General features: G+C 70.5%; 19 protein-coding genes. 9 read left to right on the top strand and 10 right to left on the bottom strand.

The features are described 5' to 3' along the window. The first annotated feature begins 64 nt into the window (after positions 1-64). Both OWR29_RS07990 and galT read left to right on the top strand, forming a co-directional pair. Entirely contained in the window at positions 65-841 is a 777-nt protein-coding gene (locus OWR29_RS07990; protein ID WP_267561868.1) for a DeoR/GlpR family DNA-binding transcription regulator, read from the top strand. Further along, positions 838-1,926 (top strand): galactose-1-phosphate uridylyltransferase, encoded by a 1,089-nt coding sequence (gene galT / locus OWR29_RS07985; RefSeq protein ID WP_267561867.1) that lies wholly within the window; start codon positions 838-840, stop codon positions 1,924-1,926. Before OWR29_RS07990 ends, galT begins: the two co-directional genes overlap by 4 nt. Positions 1,927-2,298: 372 nt before the next feature. On the opposite strand, the gene OWR29_RS07980 is transcribed toward galT, so the two are convergent. Continuing rightward, positions 2,299-3,513, bottom strand: coding sequence for an NADP-dependent isocitrate dehydrogenase (locus OWR29_RS07980; RefSeq protein ID WP_267561866.1), 1,215 nt, complete (start codon positions 3,511-3,513; stop codon positions 2,299-2,301). 161 nt (positions 3,514-3,674) lie between these two features. On the opposite strand from OWR29_RS07980, the gene OWR29_RS07975 reads away from it, so the two are divergent. Continuing rightward, positions 3,675-5,231: an alkaline phosphatase D family protein gene (locus OWR29_RS07975; protein WP_267561865.1), complete on the top strand. Its 1,557-nt coding sequence runs from the start codon at positions 3,675-3,677 to the stop codon at positions 5,229-5,231. Between the two features lie 76 nt (positions 5,232-5,307). Beyond that, the gene (locus OWR29_RS07970) at positions 5,308-6,858 is read left to right on the top strand and encodes a SpoIIE family protein phosphatase (protein WP_267561864.1); all 1,551 of its coding nucleotides are present in this window, start codon (positions 5,308-5,310) and stop codon (positions 6,856-6,858) included. A gap of 118 nt (positions 6,859-6,976) precedes the next feature. Here OWR29_RS07970 and mdh read toward each other — a convergent pair whose 3' ends face one another. The 4 genes from mdh to purN all read right to left on the bottom strand — a co-directional run bounded on the left by mdh (position 6,977) and on the right by purN (position 10,789). Beyond that, the gene (gene mdh, locus OWR29_RS07965; RefSeq protein ID WP_267561863.1) at positions 6,977-7,927 is read right to left on the bottom strand and encodes a malate dehydrogenase; all 951 of its coding nucleotides are present in this window, start codon (positions 7,925-7,927) and stop codon (positions 6,977-6,979) included. Between the two features lie 89 nt (positions 7,928-8,016). Then, entirely contained in the window at positions 8,017-8,610 is a 594-nt protein-coding gene (locus tag OWR29_RS07960) for a pentapeptide repeat-containing protein (RefSeq protein WP_267561862.1), read from the bottom strand. Continuing rightward, positions 8,610-10,175 (bottom strand): bifunctional phosphoribosylaminoimidazolecarboxamide formyltransferase/IMP cyclohydrolase, encoded by a 1,566-nt coding sequence (gene purH / locus OWR29_RS07955; RefSeq protein ID WP_267561861.1) that lies wholly within the window; start codon positions 10,173-10,175, stop codon positions 8,610-8,612. Before purH ends, OWR29_RS07960 begins: the two co-directional genes overlap by 1 nt. Next, a complete protein-coding gene (gene purN / locus OWR29_RS07950) occupies positions 10,172-10,789 on the bottom strand; it encodes a phosphoribosylglycinamide formyltransferase (RefSeq protein WP_267561860.1) in 618 nt (205 codons plus the stop codon). The genes purH and purN overlap by 4 nt, the downstream gene beginning before the upstream one ends. A 146-nt stretch (positions 10,790-10,935) precedes the next feature. On the opposite strand from purN, the gene OWR29_RS07945 reads away from it, so the two are divergent. After that, complete coding sequence (locus tag OWR29_RS07945) at positions 10,936-11,283, top strand: DUF4190 domain-containing protein (RefSeq protein ID WP_267561859.1); 348 nt, start codon at positions 10,936-10,938, stop codon at positions 11,281-11,283. A 106-nt stretch (positions 11,284-11,389) separates the two neighbouring features. Here the strand turns inward: OWR29_RS07945 and OWR29_RS07940 are convergent, their stop codons facing one another. The 4 genes from OWR29_RS07940 to icmB all read right to left on the bottom strand — a co-directional run bounded on the left by OWR29_RS07940 (position 11,390) and on the right by icmB (position 15,778). Beyond that, a complete protein-coding gene (locus OWR29_RS07940) occupies positions 11,390-12,796 on the bottom strand; it encodes a cell division protein PerM (protein WP_267561858.1) in 1,407 nt (468 codons plus the stop codon). A gap of 110 nt (positions 12,797-12,906) precedes the next feature. After that, the gene (gene sucD / locus OWR29_RS07935) at positions 12,907-13,788 is read right to left on the bottom strand and encodes a succinate--CoA ligase subunit alpha (protein WP_267561857.1); all 882 of its coding nucleotides are present in this window, start codon (positions 13,786-13,788) and stop codon (positions 12,907-12,909) included. A 5-nt stretch (positions 13,789-13,793) separates the two neighbouring features. Then, complete coding sequence (sucC, locus tag OWR29_RS07930; protein WP_324291228.1) at positions 13,794-14,972, bottom strand: ADP-forming succinate--CoA ligase subunit beta; 1,179 nt, start codon at positions 14,970-14,972, stop codon at positions 13,794-13,796. Between the two features lie 401 nt (positions 14,973-15,373). Next, complete coding sequence (icmB, locus tag OWR29_RS07925) at positions 15,374-15,778, bottom strand: coenzyme B12-dependent isobutyryl CoA mutase small subunit (protein WP_267561855.1); 405 nt, start codon at positions 15,776-15,778, stop codon at positions 15,374-15,376. 388 nt (positions 15,779-16,166) lie between these two features. Between icmB and OWR29_RS07920 the strand changes: the two genes are divergently transcribed. Then, positions 16,167-16,904, top strand: coding sequence for a M23 family metallopeptidase (locus OWR29_RS07920; RefSeq protein WP_267561853.1), 738 nt, complete (start codon positions 16,167-16,169; stop codon positions 16,902-16,904). A 109-nt stretch (positions 16,905-17,013) separates the two neighbouring features. Next, positions 17,014-17,844 carry a M23 family metallopeptidase gene (locus tag OWR29_RS07915; protein WP_267561852.1) on the top strand — a complete coding sequence of 277 codons (831 nt, stop codon included), beginning with the start codon at positions 17,014-17,016 and terminating at the stop codon, positions 17,842-17,844. A gap of 179 nt (positions 17,845-18,023) precedes the next feature. Here the strand turns inward: OWR29_RS07915 and pcrA are convergent, their stop codons facing one another. Beyond that, positions 18,024-20,438 (bottom strand): DNA helicase PcrA, encoded by a 2,415-nt coding sequence (gene pcrA / locus OWR29_RS07910; RefSeq protein ID WP_267561851.1) that lies wholly within the window; start codon positions 20,436-20,438, stop codon positions 18,024-18,026. 146 nt (positions 20,439-20,584) lie between these two features. Between pcrA and OWR29_RS07905 the strand changes: the two genes are divergently transcribed. Then, on the top strand, positions 20,585-22,432 hold the full coding sequence (locus tag OWR29_RS07905) for a bifunctional metallophosphatase/5'-nucleotidase (protein WP_267561850.1): 1,848 nt from the start codon (positions 20,585-20,587) through the stop codon (positions 22,430-22,432). 399 nt (positions 22,433-22,831) lie between these two features. Then, positions 22,832-23,131 carry a chorismate mutase gene (locus OWR29_RS07900; RefSeq protein WP_267561849.1) on the top strand — a complete coding sequence of 100 codons (300 nt, stop codon included), beginning with the start codon at positions 22,832-22,834 and terminating at the stop codon, positions 23,129-23,131. Position 23,132: the final 1 nt, after the last annotated feature.

Raw genomic sequence — 23,132 nt, 5'->3', positions numbered from 1 at the left:
GCCCACTCACAAGGTAGTGTTCGGGCGTGTTCGAATTAGTGCGGTTCCCGGCGGCGGTCCGCTGATGCTCGCGCAGCAGCGGCAGGCCGCGATACTTGACCGAGTCCGGGCCGCCGGCGGCGTCCGGGTGAGCGAGCTCGCCACGGAATACGGCGTCTCCGACATGACCATCCGCCGCGACCTCGAGTCCCTGGCCGACCGGGGCCTGCTGGCGAAGGTACACGGCGGCGCCACCACGGTGAGCCCGGGCTCGGCCCACGAGCCCGGCTTCGCCGCCAAGAGCGTGCGCCAGCGCGGCGAGAAGGCGGCCATGGCCATGCGCGCGGCCGCCCTCGTCTCCCCCGGCGACGCCATCGCGCTCTCGGCCGGCACCACCACCGCCGGGCTGGCCCAGCGCCTGGTCGACGTTCCCTCGCTGACCGTGGTCACCAACTCGATCCCGGTCGCCGACATCTTCTACCGCGCCGGCCGTCCTGATCAGACAGTGGTGCTGACGGGCGGCACGCGTACGCCGTCGGACGCGCTCGTCGGACCGGTGGCGGTGGCCGCGATCGGCGCCCTGCACCTCGACATGCTCTTCCTCGGCGTGCACGGCATGAGCGAACGGGCCGGCTACACGACGCCCAACCTGATGGAGGCCGACGTCAACCGCGCCCTCGTCGAGGCGGCCGAACGCCTCGTCGTGCTGGCCGACCACACCAAGTGGGGCACGGTCGGCATCTCGTCGATCGTCCCGCTCGAGCGGGCGGACGTCCTCATCACCGACGACGGACTGGACGAGCCGGCTCGTGCGCTGCTGTCCGAGACGGTTCGAGATCTGGTCGTGGTGACCGCGCAATGACGTTCAAGAGCCGGGCGGCGATCCGCCTGTCCGACGGGCGTGAGCTGATCTATTTCAACGAGGGGGCGAACGACTGGGCGGACTTTCCGGACACCCGGCAGCTGCCGCCTCCGCCGCCGACCTCGCAGCTGCGCTACGACCCGCTGATCGACGAGTGGGTGGCCGTCGCCGCGCACCGCCAGACCCGCACGTTCATGCCCCCGCCGGATGCGTGCCCGCTCTGCCCGAGCAAGCCGTCGTTCGCCAGTGAGATCCCGGCCCCCGACTACGACGTCGTCGTGTTCGAGAACCAATTCCCGTCCTTCAGCGACCGCGTCCTGGCCGGCGAGATCACCGAAGTCACAAACCTGGTTCCGGTACGGGCGGGAATCGGCCGGTGTGAGGTCGTGTGCTTCACCAGCGACCACAACAGCGCCTTCGTCAACCTCCCGCCGTCCCGGGTGCGCACCGTCGTCGACGCGCTCGCCGACCGCACCGCCGAGATGTCCGGCCTACCCGGCGTCGAGCAGGTGTTCCCGTTCGAGAACCGGGGCGTCGAGATCGGCGTGACCCTGCAGCACCCGCACGGCCAGATCTACGCCTTCCCGACCGTGCCGCCGCGCACGAAGCTCATGCTGGCCGCCGCGGCGAAGCACAAGCAAAGTACGGGCGGGGACCTCTACACCGACGTGCTGGCCGCCGAACGGGCCGACGGCGCCCGGGTGATTGGCTCGAACGAGCACTGGACGGCGTACGTGCCGGCCGCCGCCCGCTGGCCGTTCGAGGTGCATCTGGCCCCGCACCGCAAGGTGCCCGACCTGCCCGCCCTCTCGGACGCCGAGCGGGACGCGTTCGGGCCGCTCTACCTGGACCTGCTGCGCCGCTTCGACGGTTTATTCGGCCGGCCGATGCCCTACATCTCGGCCTGGCATCAGGCCGTCGTGGGCGAGGGGCGCGATCTGGGCTACCTGCACTTGCAGTTGTTCAGCATCCGCCGCGCGGCCGACAAGCTGAAGTACCTGGCCGGCTCCGAGTCCGCGATGGGCTTCTTCGTCAACGACATCGTCCCCGAAAAAGCCGCCCAGCTGCTGCGCGAAGCGAATTAACCGCGGTCACAGGCGCGTTGCGCCCGTCGGTGTCGAGGGCTCCGAAGATGGCGAGGCGCAGCCGATGTCATTTTTGGCGCCCTCGGCGCCGACCTCTCGGGGCGCAATGCCGCCGAGCGGAGGCGAGGCCATAGGTAGAGCGCGGGGGGCCCGGGACAGAGCCCCCCGCAGGGAAGGGACGGCTGGTCGCGAGGAATCGGTCGGCGCCCGGGACAAGGCGGCCGGACCGATGGGCGACTTCCTCGGCGTCGCTGCCGTCGTCCGTTCGCTGTTAGAAACGACGCTGCTACCCCGTGGTTACGGAATCAAACATGCGTTTTCACGCATGAAAAAGCCGCCGGCCCCAACGGGACCGGCGGCCTTTCGCGAGCGTCAGGCGAGCTTGCGGGCCAGGTTCTCGTCGAGCGCGTTCATGAACTCGTCGGTCGACAGCCACGGGGCGTCGCGCGAGATGAGCAGCGCGAGGTCCTTGGTCATCTGGCCGCCCTCGACCGTCTCGACGCAGACCTTCTCGAGCGTCTCGGCGAACTCGGTCACCGCGGGGGTGCCGTCGAGGATGCCGCGGTGCTTGAGGCCGCCGGTCCAGGCGAAGATCGACGCGATCGGGTTGGTCGACGTCTTCTCGCCCTTCTGCCACTGGCGGTAGTGCCGGGTGACCGTGCCGTGCGCGGCCTCGGCCTCGACGGTCTTGCCGTCCGGCGTCATCAGCACCGAGGTCATCAGGCCGAGCGAGCCGAAGCCCTGGGCCACGGTGTCGGACTGCACGTCACCGTCGTAGTTCTTGCAGGCCCAGACGTAGCCGCCCTCCCACTTCATCGCGGCCGCGACCATGTCGTCGATCAGGCGGTGCTCGTAGGTGAGGCCGGCCGCCTTGAACTGGTCGGCGAACTCGGACTCGAAGACCTCGGCGAACAGGTCCTTGAAGCGGCCGTCGTACGCCTTGAGGATCGTGTTCTTGGTCGACAGGTAGACCGGGTAGTTGCGGGCCAGGCCGTACCGGAACGACGCGCGCGCGAAGTCGCGGATCGAGTTGTCGTAGTTGTACATGCCCATGCCGACGCCGCCGGCCGGGAAGTCGGCCACGTGGAACTCGATCGGCGCCGACCCGTCCTCGGGCGTGAAGGTCATCGTGAACTTGCCGGCGCTGGGCGCGACGAAGTCGGTGGCCTTGTACTGGTCGCCGTGGGCGTGGCGGCCGATGATGATCGGCTTGGTCCAGCCGGGGACGAGCCGCGGCACGTTCTGCATGATGATCGGCTCGCGGAAGACGACGCCGCCCAGGATGTTGCGGATGGTGCCGTTGGGCGACCGCCACATCTTCTTGAGGCCGAACTCTTCGACGCGGGCCTCGTCCGGCGTGATCGTCGCGCACTTGACGCCGACGCCGTGCTGCTTGATGGCGTTGGCCGCGTCGATCGTCACCTGGTCGTCGGTCTCGTCGCGGTACTGGATCGACAGGTCGTAGTACTCGAGCGTGACGTCCAGGTAGGGCAGGATCAGCTGCTCCCGGATCTGCTTCCAGATGATCCGGGTCATCTCGTCGCCGTCGAGCTCCACGACCGGGTTTGTGACCTTGATTTTCGCCATGCGGCCGGCGCTCCTCTCCCGAAAACCATGCTTAGCAGTACGAGCGTACTGCAGGACTCGTCACGTTCGCCCGGCGACCCCGGCTCGCTGTTGTCCGGATCGCCAACACCAGTTTGGCCGCTTGTCGGCGCCGTGTGACCGAAACCCGATGGCATCGAGAAATGTCACTGTCTTCGATCAGCCGACGCTCGTTCCTGGCCGGCGCCGCTTCCGCGGCGGCGGCCCCGATGCTGCTGCGACCCGAAGCGGGATACGCGCAGACCAACGCGCCCGTCCCGGCCGACGTCTTCCGGCTCGGCGTGGCCTCCGGCGACCCCCTGCCCGGCTCGGTGGTTCTCTGGACCCGGCTCGCCCCGGATCCGGTGAACGGCGGCGGGATGCCGGACCGCGCCGTGACCGTCGAATGGGAGATCGCCGAGAACGAGCGGTTCACCCGTCGTCGCCGTACCGGGAAGGCCCTGGCCCGACCGGAACTGGGCCACTCGGTGCACGTGGACGTGCGGGGCCTGCGCCCGGACACCGTCTACTTCTACCGCTTCCGCATCGCCGGCCAGCTCTCCCCCATCGGTCGCACCCGCACCGCGCCGGCCGCCACCGCCCAGCCGCGGGACCTGCGGTTCGCGTTCGCCAGCTGCCAGGACTACCAGGCCGGGTTCTACACCGCCTACCAGCACCTGGCGGCCGAGGACCTGGCCTTCGTGGCGTTCCTCGGCGACTACATCTACGAGGGCCCGCGCAACGCCGCGGCGGCCCGGCAGCACGAGGGCACCGACGAGCCGTACACGCTCGCGCAGTACCGCAACCGGCACGCGCAGTACAAGACCGACCCCGACCTGCAGTCCGCGCACGCCGCGTTCCCGTGGATCGTCACGTTCGACGACCACGAGGTCGACAACAACTGGGCCGACGAGATCCCGCAGGATCCCCAGCTCCAGACCCCGGAAGCTTTCCGAGCCCGGCGGATCGCGGCCTTCCAGGCCTACTACGAGCACATGCCGCTGCGCCGGTCCTCGCTGCCCCGCGGCCTCGACATGCAGCTCTACCGCCGGTTCCGCTACGGCTCGCTGGCCAGCGTGCACGTCTTGGACACCCGGCAGTACCGCAGCGACCAGCCGGCCACCCTGGCCGAGGCGCAGAGCCCGGAGCTGACCATGACCGGCGCCGAGCAGGAGAAGTGGCTGGTCGACGGGCTGCGCCGCTCCGGCAGCCGGTGGAACCTGCTGGCCAACCAGGTGATGTGGGCGCAGAACGACCGGACCGCCGGGCCCACCCAGACCTTCGACTTCGACAACTGGGACGGCTACCGCGCCCAGCGGACGCGCCTGCTCAACCACTTCAAGAGCGTCGACAACCCGGTCGTGCTGACCGGCGACCGGCACTGCACCTGGGTGAGCGACCTGCGGCCGGACTTCGACGACCCGTCCACCCCGGTCGTCGGGGCCGAGATCACCGGCACCTCGATCACCTCGGGCGGCAACGCCAACCCGGCCACCTTCCACGCCACCTACGACCCGATCATGGCCGAGAGCCCGCACTGGCGTTACATCGACAACCAGCGCGGCTATGTGGTCTGCGACCTTTCCCGTACGGAGATGGTGAGCAGCCTGCGCCTGGTCGACACCGTCCTGGCCCCGGCCGCCACGGTGCGCACCGAGGCCCGTTTCGTCGTCGAGGCGGGCCGGCCGGGGATCGCCGACGTGTCCACGGCCACCAGCTAGCGGCCCGATCGGCCCCTGTCCGCGCGTCCACGGCCGTGTCACTATTTCGAAGGCCGTGGACGCGACAAGGAGGCCCGTGAGCCGATCTCTTTCCAGTCCCACCCGGCTCGATTCCCTCCTGCGCACCCGGCTCGACGCGGTGGCCGACCCGGCCTTCGACCGGTTCGCCGAGATGGTCCGCGTCGTGCTGCGGGTGCCGGTGGCCCTGGTCACCCTGGTCGGCGCCGACCGGCAGTACTTCCCGGGCGCCTGCGGTCTGGGCGAACCGTGGCAGGCCGCGCGGCAGACCCCGCTCTCGCACTCCTTCTGCCAGCACGTGGTCGTCTCGGGTGAGCCGCTGATCGTCACCGACGCCCGCCTCGACCCGCGGGTGCGCGACAACCTGGCCATCGACGACCTGGGCGTGGTCGGCTACGCCGGGATGCCGCTGACCGACGCCAACGGCGAGGTGCTGGGGTCGCTGTGCGCGATCGACACCGAGCCGCGCGTCTGGACCGCGGCCGAGCTGGGTCTGCTCACCGAACTGGCCGCCAGCTGCTCGGACAGCCTGCGGCTGCGCATCTCGAACTACCGGGCCGAGGTTGCCCTCGACCGGGGCCGGCTGCTGCTCACCGCCAGCTCGGCGCTGGCCGCCACCACCACGCTCGACGAGGTGGTGGCCACCGTGCGCGAGCTGTTCACCGGGCCGCCCGAACCGGCCGACGTCAGCATCACCCCGCTCGGCGAGGCCGGCCCGGCGACCGAGGAGTCGCTGAGTCTGCCCCTGCCGGGACGCGACGGGCCGATCGGCACGCTCACCCTCGCCTGGAAGCGGCCGCACCACGCCGACGAGGAGGAACAGGCCGCGCTGGCCACGCTCGCGGGTTACGTGGCCCAGACGGTGACCCGCATCCGGCTGCTCGAGGACCGTCGTACCGCCGCCGCGACCATGCAGAAAGCCCTGCTGACGCCCCTGCCCCGCCACGAGCACCTGAAGATGGCGGCGCGCTACCGGCCCGCCCACCACGAGGATCACGTGGGCGGCGACTGGTACGACGCGATCAGCCTCGGCGGCGGCCGGCTCGCCGTCGTCATCGGGGACGTGGCCGGCCACAGCATCGACGCCGCGGCCAAGATGAGCGAGTACCGCGGCATGCTGCGCACACTGCTGATCGACCGCCACGAGCCGCCGTCGGCGCTGCTGCGCCGCCTCGAACACACCGGGCGCGCGCTCGGCCTGGACGGCATCGCGACCGCACTGCTGGCCTACCTCGACCCCGCGCCGACCGGCGGGCACACGCTGACCTGGTCCAACGCCGGCCACCCGCCGCCGTCCCTGCTCACCGGGGGCGAGATCGAGGTGCTGGGCGGCCGTGACCCGCTGCTGGGGGCCGCACGCTGGGTCTCACGCCGCAATCAGACGCGCCACCTGCCCGCGGGCAGCACGCTCGTGCTGCACACCGACGGGCTGATCGAGACGCGGACCGCCCCCATCGACGAGGGGATGGCCCGGCTGCACGAGACGCTGGCCGCCCACGCCGGTGACGAGCCGGAGGCGCTGGCCGACGCCCTGCTGGCCACGGCCGCCTCGGGCGAGGACGACGTCGCGCTGCTGATCGTGGCCACGCCCGCCCTTGCGATCTCATAAGCGCAAGCGGAATCACCCGGGAGGCGCGTAGGCGCTCATGCAGTTGTCGCGCGCCTACGCCTCGTACGAGAAAGGGCCGGAACCAACGACGGCCCGGCCCTTCTCGCGATTTTGCTGATCAGAGGTTGGCGACGTCCGCCTGCTTGGCCCGGACGGCCTCGGCGGCCTCCTTGAGCCCGGCCACCTCGGTGTCGGTCAGCTTGTCCTCGACGACCTTCTTGATGCCCTTGGCGCCGATCTGGGCCTCGACACCCAGGTAGACGCCGGAGATGCCGTACTCGCCGTCGACCCAGGCGCAGACGGGCAGGACCTCGCCCGAGTCCTCGACCACGGCCTTGGCCATGCGGGCGGCCGCGGCCGACGGGGCGTAGTAGGCCGAACCCGTCTTGAGCAGGGCGACCACCTCGGCGCCGCCATTGCGCGTACGCACCACGAGCTCTTCGATCTTGTCGGCCGGCAGCAGGTCGGACAGCGGCTTGCCGTCGACCGTGCAGCGGGACGGGACCGGCACCATGGTGTCGCCGTGCGAGCCCAGGGTCAGCGCCTTGACGCTCTTGACCGGCACGGCCAGCGTCTCGGCGATCGAGTTGGTGAAGCGCGCGGTGTCGAGCACGCCGGCCTGGCCGAACACCCGGTTCTTGGGGAACTGGGTGGCCAGCTGGGCCAGGGCGGTCATCTCGTCGACCGGGTTCGACACCACGATCACGACGGCGTTGGGCGCGTATTTGGCGATGTTCTCGGCCACCTGACGCACGATCTTGGCGTTGACCTCGAGCAGGTCCATGCGGCTCATGCCGGGCTTGCGGGGCAGGCCGGCGGTCACGACGACCACGTCGGAGCCCTCGATGGCCTCGTAGCCCTCGCCGTTGGGGCCGGTGGTGACGCCGACGACCTTGGTCTCGAAGCCCTCGATCGGCCGGGACTGGTTCATGTCGAGGGCGAGACCGGCCGGCTTGCCGTCGATGATGTCGGTCAGCACGACGGTCTCGAAGATGTCGTACTCGGCCAGGCGCTGCGCGGTCGTCGAGCCGTAGAAACCGGCACCTACGACGGTTACCTTCTTGCCCATAGCTCCATCCACTCCCAGTCTCCGGCGCGTTTTTCCGGACGCTATCAGTCGGTTAACGGGGTATTACCGGCCGGTCGCCTCAACGCGAGTTAAGCCACTGTCGCACCGTAAGCGGTGGCGAACCGGACCGCTTGGTCCATGTCGATCGTGGCTCCCGTGAGGTCGACGCCGCGAAGCTCGACCCCGTCGAGGTCGGCGCCACGCAGGTCGGCCCCTTTGAGCGTCACGTCGGTCAGCCGGGCGTTGGACAGGTCGGCCCCGCGCAGGTCGGCCCGGCTCAGGTCGGCGCCCAGCAGGTCCGCTTCGCGCAGCCGTAGGCCGCCGAGCCGGGCGCCGGTCAGGTTCTGCCCGCGCAGCGAGACGAAACCCCAGTCACCACCCTCAACGGTGATCGGCCGCAGCCCGCAGTCGATGAACTGCGTGCCGGTCAGCTTGCAGTCGCTCAGCGTGGCGTCGAAGAACGAGCTGCGCTGCACGGTCGACTGCATGATGGCCACCCGCTCCAGCGTGGCCGCGTTGAACCGCACGTTGCCGAACGTGCAGTTGGTGAAGACGCAGCCGGTCAGCCGCGCCTCCGACCAGTCGACGTCGTGGAACGCGCAGTCCTCGTAGCGGACGCCGACAACCTCCTCCAGCGCCCAGTCCCGGGCGCGGAAGGTCTCGTCCTGGACGAGGTCGGTCATCAGCCGTGGTAGAAGTGCCGGGTGCCGGTCAGGTAGACGGTCATGCCGGCCTTCGCGGCGGCCTCGATCACCTTTTCGTCGCGGATCGAGCCGCCCGGCTGCACGACCGCCTTGACGCCGGCCGCGATCAGCACCTCGAGCCCGTCGGGGAACGGGAAGAACGCGTCGGACGCGGCCACGCTGCCCTTGGCCCGCTCGGCGCCGGCCCGGTTGACTGCCAGGTGAGCCGAGTCGACCCGGTTGACCTGGCCCATGCCGACGCCGACGGTGGCGCCGCCCGAGGCCAGCAGGATCGCGTTGCTCTTGACGCTGCGGATGGCCCGCCAGGCGAAGGCCAGGTCGGCCAGCTCGTCGGCGGTGGCCGGTTCGCCGGTGGCCAGCGTCCAGCTGGCCGGGTCGTCGCCGGGGGCGTCGATGCGGTCGGCCGTCTGCACCAGCACGCCGCCGCCGATCTGCTTCATCTCGGCCGGCGCCGGGTTCCAGGCCGGGGCGGCCAGCACGCGCAGCTTCTTCTTCTGCCGGAAGATCTCGAGCGCGCCCGGCTCGTACGAGGGGGCGACGATGACCTCGGTGAAGATGCCGTCGAGCTGCTTGGCCATCGCCTCGGTGACCTCGCGGTTGACGGCGATGACGCCGCCGAACGCGGAGACCGGGTCGCAGTCGTTGGCCTTGCGGTGCGCCTCGGCCACGTCGGCCCCGACCGCGATGCCGCACGGGTTGGCGTGCTTGATGATCGCGACGCAGGGCTGGTCGAAGTCGTTGGCGCTGCGCCAGGCCGCGTCGGCGTCGACGTAGTTGTTGAACGACAGCTCGCCGCCGTGCACGAGCTCGGCCTGGGCCAGCCCGACCGGCGCGTTCGGGTCGAGGTAGAGCGCGGCCTGCTGGTGCGGGTTCTCGCCGTACCGGAGGGTGTTCTTCCTCGTCAGCGCGAGGCCGGTGAACGCGGGCCAGTCCGATTCCTCGGCCAATGTCGTCGCCGTCCAGTTGGCCACGGCCACGTCGTACTCGGCGATGTCGGCGAAGGCCCGGGCCGCGAGCGCCTTGCGCTGGGTGAGCGTGAAACCGCCGTTCTTGACGGCGTCGAGAATCAGCCCGTACGCCTCGACGGTGGTCACCACGGCGACCGAGGGGTGGTTCTTGGCCGCCGACCGCACCATGGCCGGCCCGCCGATGTCGATCTGCTCGACGCACTCGTCGACGCTCGCGCCCGACGCCACCGTCTCGGTGAACGGGTAGAGGTTGCTGACCAGCAGGTCGAACGGCTGGACGTCGAGCTCGGCCAGCTGGGCCTCGTGCGATTCGAGCCGCAGGTCGGCCAGCAGGCCGGCGTGCACCCGCGGGTGCAGCGTCTTGACCCGGCCGTCGAGCGACTCGGGGAAGCCGGTGAGCTGCTCGACCCGGGTCACCGGCACGCCCGCGGCCTCGACGGTGGAGGCGGTCGAGCCGGTGGAGACGATCTCGACGCCGGCCGCGGCCAGCGCCTGGGCCAGCTCGACGAGGCCGGTCTTGTCGTACACGCTCAGCAGTGCCCGCTTGATCGGGCGACGGCCCTCGTCGGAGGTCATGGAATGCGTACCTTCCTGTTCTCGATGGTCCAGCCCTCGCGCACCAGGCGGCCGACGAACTCGACCAGCTGGGCCCGCTCGGCCACCTTGATCCGCTCGGTCAGCGTGTCTTCCGTGTCGTCGTCGAGCACGGGCACAGCGACCTGGGCGATGATCGGTCCGGTGTCGACGCCGGCGTCGACGAAGAAGAGGGTCGCCCCGGCGATCTTGACACCGTAGGCGAGCGCGTCGCGCGGGCCGTGGATGCCGGGGAAGGCCGGCAGCAACGCGTTGTGCGTGTTGATGTAGCGGTCGCCGAACGCGGCCAGGAAGTGCGGGCCGACCAGCTTGAGGAAGCCGGCCGAGACGACCAGGTCGGGCTTGAACTCGGCCACGTGGGCGGCGAGGGCGGCGTCCCAGTCCTCACGGGTCTCGTACGCCTTCACCGAATCGACGAACGTCGGCACACCGGCGGCGGCCGCGCGGTCGAGACCGGCGATGCCGTCACGGTCGGCCCCCACGGCCACCACCTGGGCGCCGTAGGCGGGGTCGGCGGAGGCGTCGAGCAGGGCCTGCAGGTTGCTGCCCGAACCGGAGACGAGGACGACCAGGCGGGCTGGCGCGGGGTCGGTCACCCGAGCACCCTATCGCCGCGGCCGCCGGCGACCGACAACGGGGCACTTCGCAGGCAGGCGAAACAGCTGATCATCAGATACGCTGCCGGACCCTGAGAAATTCGATTTGCTCACTGCTGAAAAGCGATAGGTAACTGGAGGAGCCCGTGACTACCCCACCCCCTTACTACGGTCCGCCGGGCGGCGAGCCGGGTGGCGTGCCGGCCGCCCCGCAGAACACCCAGGGCCTCGTCGGCATGATCCTCGGCATCGTGTCGATCCCGCTGGTCTGCTGCTTCTACCTCGGCATCCCGCTCGGCATCGCGGCCGCGGTCGTCAGCTACCTGGGCCTGCAGAAGGCCAACGCCGGCCGGGCCACCAACCGCAGCCAGGCGATGGCCGGCCTGATCACCGGGGCCGTCGGCGCCGTGCTGGGCATCGCGCTGCTGATCTGGGCGATCACCGCCGGGCAGAACATCAACTGGGAAGACATCACCAACAACTCGGGTAACTGAGCCCGGTGATTCGAGGGGACGCCCGCTTCGGGCGTCCCCTTCTTCATGCCCTGGTTCTTCATGCCCTGGGCGTACGGATCATCCGGGCCGCTGTTGCGCCCGGGCTTCAGGCTTTGGGCGTACGGATCATTCGCGCCGCTGTTGCGCCGAGGGCCGCGGCTACGGCCAGCACCACCGCCGCCAGCAGGCCCACCGCCCACGGGTCGGGGCCGATCGTCGCCAACCGGCCGTCGCCCAGCGAACCGCCGGAGAACTTGGCCGCCAGGCCCAGCAGCAGCCCGGCCACCGGGCCGGCGATCAGGCCGCCGCCGATCACCAGCGACCAGGCGACCTCTTTCGATCCGCCGTCGGCTTGCTTGGCCTCACGGATCAGGCGCAGCGTGAACAGCCAGCCCGCGGCCATGCCGGCCAGCACGGGCAGGGCCAGCAGCAGGGTGCCGCCCGCGCCCATCGGCCCGTTGGGCAGACCGGCCAGCAGCGGCAGGGTGGGCAGCGGGCCGACGGTCACCTCGGTGAGCCGCACGATCGAGCCGGTGCCGAGCGCGAAGCCCGGGCCCAGCAGGTAGGCCGCCGCCCAGACCGAGCCGTTCACCCCGTACGCGAGGCTGACCAGCGTGATGCCGGCCTGCCCGGCCACTCCGGTGCGGTACGCCGAGATCATGTCGGCCGCCTGGCCGCCGCCCAGCGCCACCGAGAGCCCGGTGACCGCCGCGCCGGCCGCGAGCACCAGCAGGGCGGCGATGACCCCGGTGCGTACGCCGTGCCGCAGCACAGCGGGCAGCCGGCCGGCCCATACGCGCAGCGCGTCGGTGCCGCGCAGCGAACCCGCCAGCGCCCCGGCCAGGCCGATCAGAAAGAAGTTGAGCGCGGCCCGGCCCGGCGTGACCTCGGTGCCCTTGCCGTCGACGACGAGCGCGAGGACCGAGCCCAGCAGCGAATACGACAGCGCGATGGCGAAGGCCACCGACAGGGCACGCACGGTGGAACCGGTGCGGCGGGCGCCCACGGCCCGGGTGACGTGCAGGCCGGCCCGGTTGAGCCGCCAGACGACCAGCATGCTGAGCAGCAGCGGGGCCAGCCCGAGGGCGCCGATCGAGGTGCCGATGGGCACGCCGTGCCCGAGCATCCAGCCGGCCAGCCCGGCGTGCGCGGCGCCGGCCAGGCCGCCGCTGCCCTCCAGCGTACGGGCGAGCCCGATGACGGCGGCGACCGGAAGGTACGACAGCAGGGCGGCCCAGAGCGTGGCGAAGGCCGCCGCCACCGGCAGCGGGGCGCGGCTGCGCGGGCCCGGCGGCGGGCGGCGCTGGGCGGGCAGCCGCACCGTCTCGCGGTTGGCCAGCACCTTGTCGTCGACCAGGACGGTGCGCTGTTCCCGCTCGACAGCTTCCGTGTCCCGGGGCACGGCGCCGGTCGAGTTCACGACATCGATCGCCTCGGTGTCGCGGGCGACCTGATCCGGCTCGGCGACCACGGGGTCGTCCGAGTCGCCGGGACGCTCGGGAGTGCTGGACATCGGCGACTACTTTTCCACGCCGGAGCCGGTACGGCATGGCAAAAACAGCGGCGCGCCGCCGAACGGGTCGCGGGGACCCGGACGACGGCGCGCCGGCGGCTGTGGCGTGGTCAGCTCATGACCTCGCGCATGAGCCGGGCGGTCTCGCTCGGCGTCTTGCCGACCTTGACGCCCGCGGCCTCGAGCGCGGCCTTCTTGGCGTCCGCGGTGCCCGCGGAACCCGAGATGATCGCGCCGGCGTGGCCCATGGTCTTGCCGGGCGGGGCGGTGAAGCCGGCGATGTAGCCGACCACCGGCTTGGTGACGTTGGCCTTGATGAACTCGGCCGCCCGCTCCTCGGCGTCGCCGCCGATCTCACCGATCATCACGATCGCGTCGGTGTCGGGGTCGTCCTGGAACGCCTTCAGCGCGTCGATGTGCGTGGTGCCGATGATCGGGTCGCCGCCGATGCCGACCGCGGTCGAGAAACCGAAGTCGCGCAGCTCGTACATCAGCTGGTAGGTCAGCGTGCCGCTCTTGCTGACCAGGCCGATGCGCCCGCCCGGGGTGATGTCGGCCGGGATGATGCCGGCGTTGCTGGCGCCCGGCGAGGCGATGCCCGGGCAGTTCGGGCCGATGATCCGGGTCTTCTGACCACGGTCGACGTTGTAGGCCCAGAAGTTGGCCGAGTCCTGCACCGGCACACCCTCGGTGATGACCACGGCCAGCGGGATCTCGGCGTCGATGGCCTCGATCACGGCGGCCTTGGTGAACGCCGGCGGCACGAAGATGACCGACACGTCGGCGCCGGTCTCTTTCATGGCCTCGCCGACGCTCGCGAAGACCGGGAGCTCGGTGCCGTCGAAGTCGACGGTCGTGCCGGCCTTGCGCGGGTTCACGCCGCCGACCACGTTGGTGCCCGCGGCCAGCATGCGCCGGGTGTGCTTGGAGCCTTCGGAGCCGGTCATGCCCTGGACGATGACCTTGGAGTCCTTGGTGAGCCAAATCGCCATGACAGTCACTTCCCCGCAAACGCGAGCTCGGCGGCGCGTGCGGCCGCTCCATCCATCGTGTCTACTCGCTCGACCAGCGGGTTGTTCGCGCCGTCGAGGATGGCCCGGCCGGCCTCGGCGTTGTTGCCGTCGAGGCGCACCACGAGCGGCTTGGTCACCGTCTCGCCGCGCTCACCGAGCAGGGCGAGGGCCTGGATGATGCCGTTGGCGACCTCGTCGCAGGCGGTGATGCCGCCGAAGACGTTGACGAAGACCGACTTCACGGCGGGGTCGCCGAGCACGATCTCGAGGCCGTTGGCCATCACCTGGGCGCTGGCGCCGCCGCCGATGTCCAGGAAGTTGGCCGGCTTGACGTTCCCGTGCTGCTCACCCGCGTACGCCACCACGTCGAGAGTGGACATAACCAGGCCGGCGCCGTTGCCGATGATGCCGACCTCGCCGTCCAGCTTCACGTAGTTGAGGTTCTTGGCCTTGGCCGCCTGCTCCAGCGGGTCGACCGCGGACTGGTCGATCAGCGCCTCGTGGTCGGGGTGCCGGAAGGCCGCGTTCTCGTCCAGGGTGATCTTGGCGTCGAGCAGGAGCACCCGGCCGTCGCCCACCTTGGCCAGCGGGTTGACCTCGACCAGGGTGGCGTCCTCGGCGACGAAGGCCTGCCAGAGCTTGACCGCGATCTCGACGATCTGGTCGGCCACCTCGGCCGGGTACTGCGCCGCGGCCACGATCTCGCGGGCCTTGGCCTCGTCGACACCCTTGACGGCGTCGATAGCGATCTTGGCGACCCGGTCCGGCTGCTCCTCGGCGACCGTCTCGATCTCCATGCCGCCGGCCACGCTGGCGATGCAGAGGAAGGTGCGGTTGGCCCGGTCGAGCAGGTAGGAGAAGTAGTACTCCTCCTTGATGTCGGCCGTCTCGGCCAGCATCACCTTGTGCACCGTGTGGCCCTTGATGTCCATGCCCAGGATGTCGGTCGCCCGAGCCTCGGCCTCGTCGGCCCCGTCGGCCAGCTTGACGCCGCCCGCCTTGCCGCGGCCGCCGACCTTGACCTGCGCCTTGACGACGACCTTGCCGCCGAGCCGCTCGGCGATCGCCCGGGCCTCCTGCGGGGTCTCGGCGACGCCACCGCCCAGCACGGGCAGCCCGTGCCGTTCGAAGAGGTCGCGCCCCTGGTATTCGAACAGGTCCACGTGTCTCCTTTCGCTCGCGACGCCAAGCGCCGGCAAGCCGCACCGTTGCGTCCCGACCTGTGTGCGCGGCGGCCAAGCGGCGTCGCCGGCGTAAAGAGTCTTCGGCCCTTCGGGCCATCATTCGCAGACTAGCGACCGGGGCGGTCGCTTCGGAGGCGCGGGTGCACGGTGTGCAAGACCGCACACCCGGGGTTGGTGTGACCACCGGGAAGAAAGGGCCGTAACCCCGTCCCCGAGGCGTCGTTGAGAGTGATGTCGGAACGCTGAGGCGAACCGGCGCGCAGGCGGCCGATGCCCTGTCGGTCGAGGGGTGGCGGCGGGGCATCGTGCATAGAGAGGCCGGACGTGTGAGGGGTGCGTCCGGCCTCTCCCCTTGCCCTCAATTGTCGCGTAGCGGCAGGTCACACCACCGGCGATGAGACATTGGCGCGTACCCATTCGATGATGGACGCGGTAGTGGCGCCCGGAGTGAAAATGCGGGACACCCCGAGCTTTTCCAATTCCGCGATGTCGTCGGCCGGGATGATGCCGCCCCCGAATACGACGATGTCGCGAGCGTCACGTTCTGCCAACAGCTCAACTACACGCCGGAACAATGTCATGTGTGCCCCGGACAGAACGGACAAACCGATCGCGTTGGCATCCTCCTGGATGGCCGTCTCGACGATTTGCTCCGGCGTCTGGTGCAGGCCGGTGTAGACCACTTCCATGCCGGCGTCGCGCAGCGCCCGGGCCACCACCTTGGCCCCGCGGTCGTGCCCGTCCAGCCCCGGCTTCGCGACGACCACCCTGATCCGTGCTTGCATCCTGACCCTCCGAGCCACTGACCGCGTTGTCACCTGAACGAACGGTAACCTGCCGGGCCGCCGCGAAACAGATGCCGCACCGAACCCGTGATCACCTGCGGTGACCGAAACTGTATTCTGCGTCACCTCACTTTCTGTTTTTTACTCCATTACTCCGCGTGCGCGAACGTTTCTTCAAGAAAGGCCGTTAATTCGGACATTCACTGAGCAATGCGGACCAGGAACTGTCAGCGATTTGGCGCTTCGACTTGTGACCCGGCAGACGTTTGGCTACCGTGGCTCCCGGCTGTCAACCGGTTAACACTGATCTGACGGCGCGGATGGCCTCGATTCACCGGAAGTTCGGCCTCGGGAACACCGCACCTTTGCCACCGACGGAGGGTTGTTCGTGCGCCAGCGCTTGTCGTCTGAGCCCGATCGTTATCGGGGTCGTCGCCGCGTACCCACCCCTCCGCGCAGCCGCTACGCCATCGCCGTCACCGCCGCCTTCGCCGGGGCCGGTGTGGTTGCCATGGGCGCCTCGAACATGCCCGACGCCAAGCAGGTCGACCCGCAGGCCCTCAAGGGTCTGGGTGGCAACCAGGTGGCGGCCGAGGCCCTGGCCGAGCGCGACGCCGGCGCCGACGCCGCCTCGCGTGGCGAGAGCCGCGACTCGGCGGCCAAGACCAAGGTGAGCGCCGAGCAGGCCGCGGCCGACGTCTGGCTGCTCCCCCTCGAGCAATACACCTTCACTTCCGGCTACGGCATGCGGTGGGAGAAGCTGCACGCCGGCATCGACCTGGCCGCCTCCGAGGGTCTGCCCTTCAAGGCGATCCACGCCGGCAAGGTCACCCAGGCGGGCTACTTCGGCGCCTACGGCTACGCGATCACGGTCGAGGACAACGAGGGCAACGAGGTCATCTACGCCCACTCGCGGCGGGTGCTCGTCAAGAAGGGCGACGTCGTCAAGGCCGGGCAGGTCATCGGCCAGGTCGGCAACACGGGCGCCTCGTACGGCACCCACCTGCACATCGAGATCCACGTCGACGGCGCGCCGACCGACCCGATCCCGTTCCTGCGCCAGCGCGGCGTCGACATCAAGCTCCAGGTCGAGTCGGTGTACGCCGGCATGGCCGCCGCTTCCTGACCCGCTTCGGTTGCAACCCGGTTGAACCGGGCCGTACCTCTTCAACATCTCTCCAGGCAGGCCGACAGGCAGATGTCGGTGATCAGTTCTGCCTGGGAGGTTGTGCCGCGTGGCGTTTCAAGCCGAGACCCGTTCCGCCGGGCGACACCGCCGGGAACAGGCCGGGCGGCACCGCGCGCCGCTTTCCTCGGCCGGTCCGCTGCACACCTCTCTCGCCGCCGCCAGCCCGCTGCGCACCTCCCTCGCCGCGATCAACCCGCTGCAGAGTGACCGCGGGCGCGCTGTCTTGCTGACCGCCGCGCTGAGCGGCGCCCTCGTCACCGGCGTGGCCGGTGGCGCCGCGGCCGCCACGGCCGCCGGCTCGGCCGCCCCGGTCGCCCTTGTCACGGCCGCCCCCGCGCCCGAACCCGACGCCGCGACCCCGGTCGACGACAGCCCGTGGAAGCCCCCGGCCGCGGGCACGGCCGCCGGCACCCCGCGCAAGCTCAAGACCCGTCTGGTCGCCCCGCCCCCGGCCAGGATGAAGACGCCGGCCGCCACCGGATGGGTGAACCCGAATCCGACCGGCCGGGTGACCTCGTGCTACGGCCAGCGCTGGGGACGCCTGCACGCGGGCGTCGACATCGCCGCGCCCGACGGCTCGCCGATCCTGGCCGCGGGCCCCGGCGTCGTCGTGCGGGCCGGCGAGGCGCAGGGCTACGGCCTGGCCGTGCTGATCGACCACGGCAACGGCTACCTCACCCACTACGGGCACATGTCGGCCATCGCCGTCCACGAGGGCCAGCGGGTCGAGGCCGGCGAGCAGATCGGCAACGAGGGCTCCACCGGCCACTCGACCGGGCCGCACCTGCACTTCGAGGTGCACCAGGGCTTCTACAAGAACCCGATCGAGCCCACCGCCTGGCTGCGTGCCCACGGCGTCACCGTGCCCGGCTGCTAACCCTCCCCGCCCCACGGCCGGCTCCGGCCCGGCGGGCCGCTCGCCGCTGGGCGGGCCGGCTCGGGCCGGGTGGGCCGCACCTCGCTGCGCGGGCCGGCTCGGGCCGGATGCGCCGCTCCTCGTTGGGCGGGCCGGGTGCGCCGCACCGCGCTGGGCGGGCGGGGCTCTCGGCGTACGGGCTAGATCTTTTCGATCGGGGCGTGGCGGAGCACCAGCCACATCACCTGGTCGCCGAAGTCGATCTGGGCTCGGGCGCCGGGGCCCTGACCCTCGACCGAGACCACCCGGCCCAGGCCGTAGCGCTGGTGGTTGACGCGGTCGCCGGCCGAGACCTTGGGCGCCTGGCGCAGTTCGCTCGCCGTCGACAGCTTGCTGCCGTCGATGCCGAGCCGGCTCGCCAGCTGCTGCGCCTTGGGCGTACCGCCGGAAAAACCCCCGCCGCGATAGCGATCGCCGCCACCGCGACCACCCACCCCGCCGCCCGTGCCCGACCAGGAGGTGTAGGAACCGCCGGTGCGTTCCCAGCGGACCAGTTCGGGCGGCAGCTCGTCGGTGAAGCGGGACGGCGGGTTGTACTGCGGCTGGCCCCACGCGCCCCGGGTGACCGCGCGGGACAGGTAGAGCCGCTGGCGAGCGCGGGTGATGCCCACGTAGGCCAGGCGGCGTTCCTCTTCGAGCTCGTTGTTGTCGCCGAGGGCGCGGGTGTGCGGGAAGACGCCGTCCTCGAGGCCGGTCAGGAAGACCACCGGGAACTCGAGGCCCTTGGCCGTGTGCAGCGTCATCAGCGTGACCACGCCCTGGTGGTCGGGGTCGTCGTCGGGCAGCTGGTCGGCGTCGGCCACCAGCGCCACCTGCTCGAGGAAGCCGGCCAGGGTGGCCGCGGGCGCCTCGTCGTCCTCGTCGGCCTGGGCCTCGACGCGCTCGGTGTACTCGCGGGCCACGCTCACGAGCTCTTGCAGGTTTTCCACCCGGCCCTGGTCTTGCGGGTCGAGGCTTTCCTCGAGCTCGGAGAGCAGGCCCGACCGCTGGAGGGCGACCTCAAGAACCTCTTCGGGCGGGGCGGTCGCCGACATCTCGCGCAGGTCGTCGAGCAGCTGGACGAAGTCGGCGATGCTGTTGGCCGCGCGGGTCGAGATGCCGGGCGCGTCCTTGGCCCGGCGCAGCGCCTGGCCGAACGAGACGCGGTCGCGGCTGGACAGCGCCTCGACACAGGCCTCGGCCCTGTCGCCGATGCCGCGCTTGGGCGTGTTGAGTACGCGGCGGATGCTCACCGTGTCGTCGTCGTTGACCACGGCGCGCAGGTAGGCCAGCGCGTCGCGGACCTCTTTGCGCTCGTAGAACCGGACGCCGCCGACCACCTTGTAGGGCAGGCCGACGCGGATGAACACCTCTTCGAAAACACGGGACTGAGCGTTCGTACGGTAGAAGACGGCCACGTCGCCGGGGCGCACGCCCTCTTTGTCGCCCAGCCGGTCGATCTCGCGGGCGACCCAGTCGGCCTCGGCGTGCTCGGTGTCGGCCACGTAGCCGACGATCTGCTCGCCGGCGCCCTGGTCGCTCCAGAGCCGCTTGGGCTTGCGGGAGGTGTTGCGGTCGATCACCGCGTTGGCCGCGGACAGAATCGTCTGGGTCGAGCGGTAGTTCTGCTCGAGCAGGATGGTGCGGGCGTCGGGGTAGTCGCGCTCGAACTCGAGGATGTTGCGGATGGTGGCGCCGCGGAAGGCGTAGATCGACTGGTCGGCGTCGCCCACCACGCACAGCTCGGCCGGCTCGACCTCGCCTCCCTTAACCCCCACCAGCTCTTTCACCAACATGTACTGCGCGTGGTTGGTGTCCTGGTATTCGTCGACCATGACGTGGCGGAAGCGGCGACGATAGGCCTCGGCGACGTGGGGATGCGACTGGAACAGGTGGACGGTGCTCATGATGATGTCGTCGAAGTCGAGCGCGTGGGCCTCGCGGAGGCGGCGCTGATAGAGCTCGTACGCCTCGGCGACGGCCCGCTCGTTCGGGCCCTTGGCCTTGTCCTTGAACTCTTCCGGCTCGACCAGCTCGTTCTTCAGGTTGGAGACCTGGGCGGCCAGGCTGCGCGCCGAGTACCGCTTGGGGTCGAGATCGAGCTCGCGGATCACCAGCGTCATCAGGCGGCGCGAATCGTCCGCGTCGTAGATCGAGAAGCTGCTCTTGAGGCCGGCGTGCTCGTGCTCGGCCCGCAGGATGCGCACGCAGGCCGAGTGGAACGTCGACACCCACATGAGCCGGGCCCGGGGGCCGACCAGGTGGGCGACCCGCTCTTTCATCTCGCCCGCGGCCTTGTTGGTGAACGTGATGGCGATGATCTGGCCGGGGTGGACGTCCCGCTCGGCCAGCAGATAGGCGATGCGATGGGTGAGCACCCTCGTCTTGCCCGAGCCGGCGCCGGCCACGATGAGCAGCGGCGAGCCGGCATGGGTGACCGCGTCCCGCTGGGGGCCGTTGAGGCCGGTCAGCAGCGCCTCGGGGTCGCGCTTGGGGCGCGGCCGGGACTCGGCGGGCGGGCGCGTGGCAGGCACGGCGAACAGGGCGCCGTCGGGGGTTTCGGAAGAAGGTCGCATCGCGGGGGCAAGTCTATGCCGACCCCCCGACAAGAATTGCTCGCCGCACAGACGCCTACTAGTTATCCACAGGCCATAGCGCGCATCGACGTCGATGCAGCAGGCTGTCGTAGTTGACCGGACACTCAATCGGGAGATCGAACATCATGGACCGTCTCCGTCGCCGGACCGGGCTGCGTCACCTCGCCGCACCGGCCCTGGCCCTGGCTGTGGTCGCGGCCCTGCCGCTGGCCTCGAGCCCCGCGAAACCCGCGGCCGCCGCGCCGCCCGAGTTCCAGCCGGTGAGCGTCAGCTCCGGGCTGCCCAAGGGCGCGACCGTCAAGGGTCAGTTCCTGAGCTACAACGACTTCCACGGCGCGATCGACCCGCCGTCGGGCAGCGGCGCCGTCGTCAACGCGTCCGGCACGTCGACTCCCGCCGGCGGCGTGGAGTATCTGGCCACGTACCTCAAGAAGCTGCGAGCCGAGGCCAAGGCCGAGGGCCGTCAGACGGTGACCGTCGGCGCCGGTGACCTCGTCGGGGCGACCCCGCTGGTCAGCGCGGCCTTCCACGACGAGCCCACGATCGAGCTCATGAACCAGGTCGGGCTGCAGGTGAGCTCGGTCGGCAACCACGAGTTCGACGAGGGCGTCGACGAGCTGATCCGCCTGCAGCGGGGCGGCTGCCACCCGACCGACGGCTGCCAGGACGGCGACGGGTTCGGCGGGGCGAAGTTCACGTACCTCGCGGCCAACACGATCAACAAGAAGACCGGGCTGCCGATCCTGCCGCCGATCGACATCAAGATCATCAACGGCGTGCCGGTGGGCTTCGTCGGCCTGACGCTCGAGGGCACGGCGGCCATCGTCAACCCGGCCGGCATCCAGAACGTGCGCTTCGCCGATGAGGTCGAGACGGCCAACAAGTGGGGCAACCTGCTCAAGCTGCTCGGCGTCAAGGCGCAGGTGCTGCTCGTGCACGAGGGCGGCTCGCAGGCCACGGCCACCCCGACGCCCGGCGTGAGCGACTGCAACGGCTTCAGCGGCCCCATCGTGCCGATCGTGGCCGGGCTCAACCCCGAATTCGGGCTGGTCGTCAGCGGGCACACGCACCGGTTCTACTCGTGCAAGCTGCCCAACAAGAAGGGCACGTCGGTCGTCACCAGCGCCGGCACCAACGGGCAGCTGATCACCGACATCGACTGGTCGGTCGACCGGCGTACGGGCAAATTCGCCGACATCACAGCCAAGAACGTCATCGTCGAGAACGGCGTGCCCGACGGCAACGGCGGCTGGCAGCGCGACGCCAACGGCGTGTACCTGAAGAACCCGGCCACGGTCGACGCCGGGGCCAAGAAGATCGCCGACAAGTACCGCACGGCGGTCGCGCCGATCGCCAACCGCGTCGTCGGCCGCATCACAGCCGACATCACCCGCACCGCGACCCCGGCCGGCGAGAGCCCCCTGGGCGATGTGATCGCTGACGCGCAGCTGGCCCGCACCACGGGCGAGGGCGCACAGATCGCGCTGATGAACCCGGGCGGCATCCGGGCCGACTTCGACGCCGAGGCCTCGGCCGGCGGCGAGGCCAACGGCGAGATCACGTACGGCGAGGCGTTCACGGTCCAGCCGTTCAACAACCTGGTGGTCACCCAGACGTTCACCGGGGCGCAGCTCAAAGAGGTGCTCGAGCAGCAGTTCGTGGGCTACAACGGCCAGACCTCGACCAAGATCCTGCAGGTGTCGGCCGGCCTCACCTACACGTGGAGCGCGTCGGCCCCGCTCGGCTCCAAGATCTCGAACCTGGCGCTGAACGGCACGCCGATCGACCCGGCCGCCTCCTACAAGATCACCACCAACGACTTCCTGGCCAACGGCGGCGACGGCTTCTCGACGCTCACCGCCGGCACGGGCCGCGTCACCGCCCCGGGCTTCGACGTCGACGCCCTGGTGGCGTACCTGGGCGCCGGCGACCCGGTCGCCCCAGGCCCCGCCAACCGCATCACTGTTACATGACCTCGCTCCGCTCGGTGGGCACTTCGCCCCTGGGAGGTTGACGTCGAGGGCACCGAAAAGCACCTCGGCTTCGCCTAGCACTTTTCGGCGCCCTCGACGTCAACGGGGCGAAGCGCAACTTCGGTCGCGGTTCGCCCCAGCCGGCAAAGGGCCGGGTCTGGAGGCCGAGGGTGATTGCATCCCACTCATCGGGCGGTTTTCTTGCGTAGCCGTGCGGGGCGGGGGCATACTCGGCCTCGTGATCCAGCAGGCGCGATTTTATGGCTACGGCACCGGGGCTCCGGCGACCGTAGGCTGCGTCTGAACGACAGACCTACATCAAGCCCCGGGCCTTCCCGCCCGGGGCTTGATGCTGCCCGGGCCGGGTCGACCGGGGCGCCAGCACCCGAGGAGCACGACATGAGCGCCGAAACGACGACGAAGATGGACCAGAACACCGGGGCCGCCGAGCCGCTGGCCGCCGAGGAGATCCGCGCGATCCGCGAACGCATCGACGAGATCGACCAGCAGATCATCGACCTCTGGCAGGAACGCGCCCGCCTCTCCCAGACCGTCGGCAAGACCCGCATGGCCAGCGGCGGCACCCGCCTGGTCCTCTCCCGCGAACGCGAGATCGTCGAACGCTTCCGCGAGGCCCTGGGCCCCGACGGCGCCCAAGTCGCCCTGATGATCCTGCGCGCGGGCCGCGGCCCCCTCTGAC

Source organism: Paractinoplanes pyxinae, assembly GCF_026626335.1.
Taxonomy (GTDB): Bacteria; Actinomycetota; Actinomycetes; order Mycobacteriales; family Micromonosporaceae; genus Actinoplanes; species Actinoplanes pyxinae.
The sequence above is the reverse complement of the archived record's forward strand: the minus strand, read 5'-3'. Positions and strand labels throughout refer to the sequence as shown.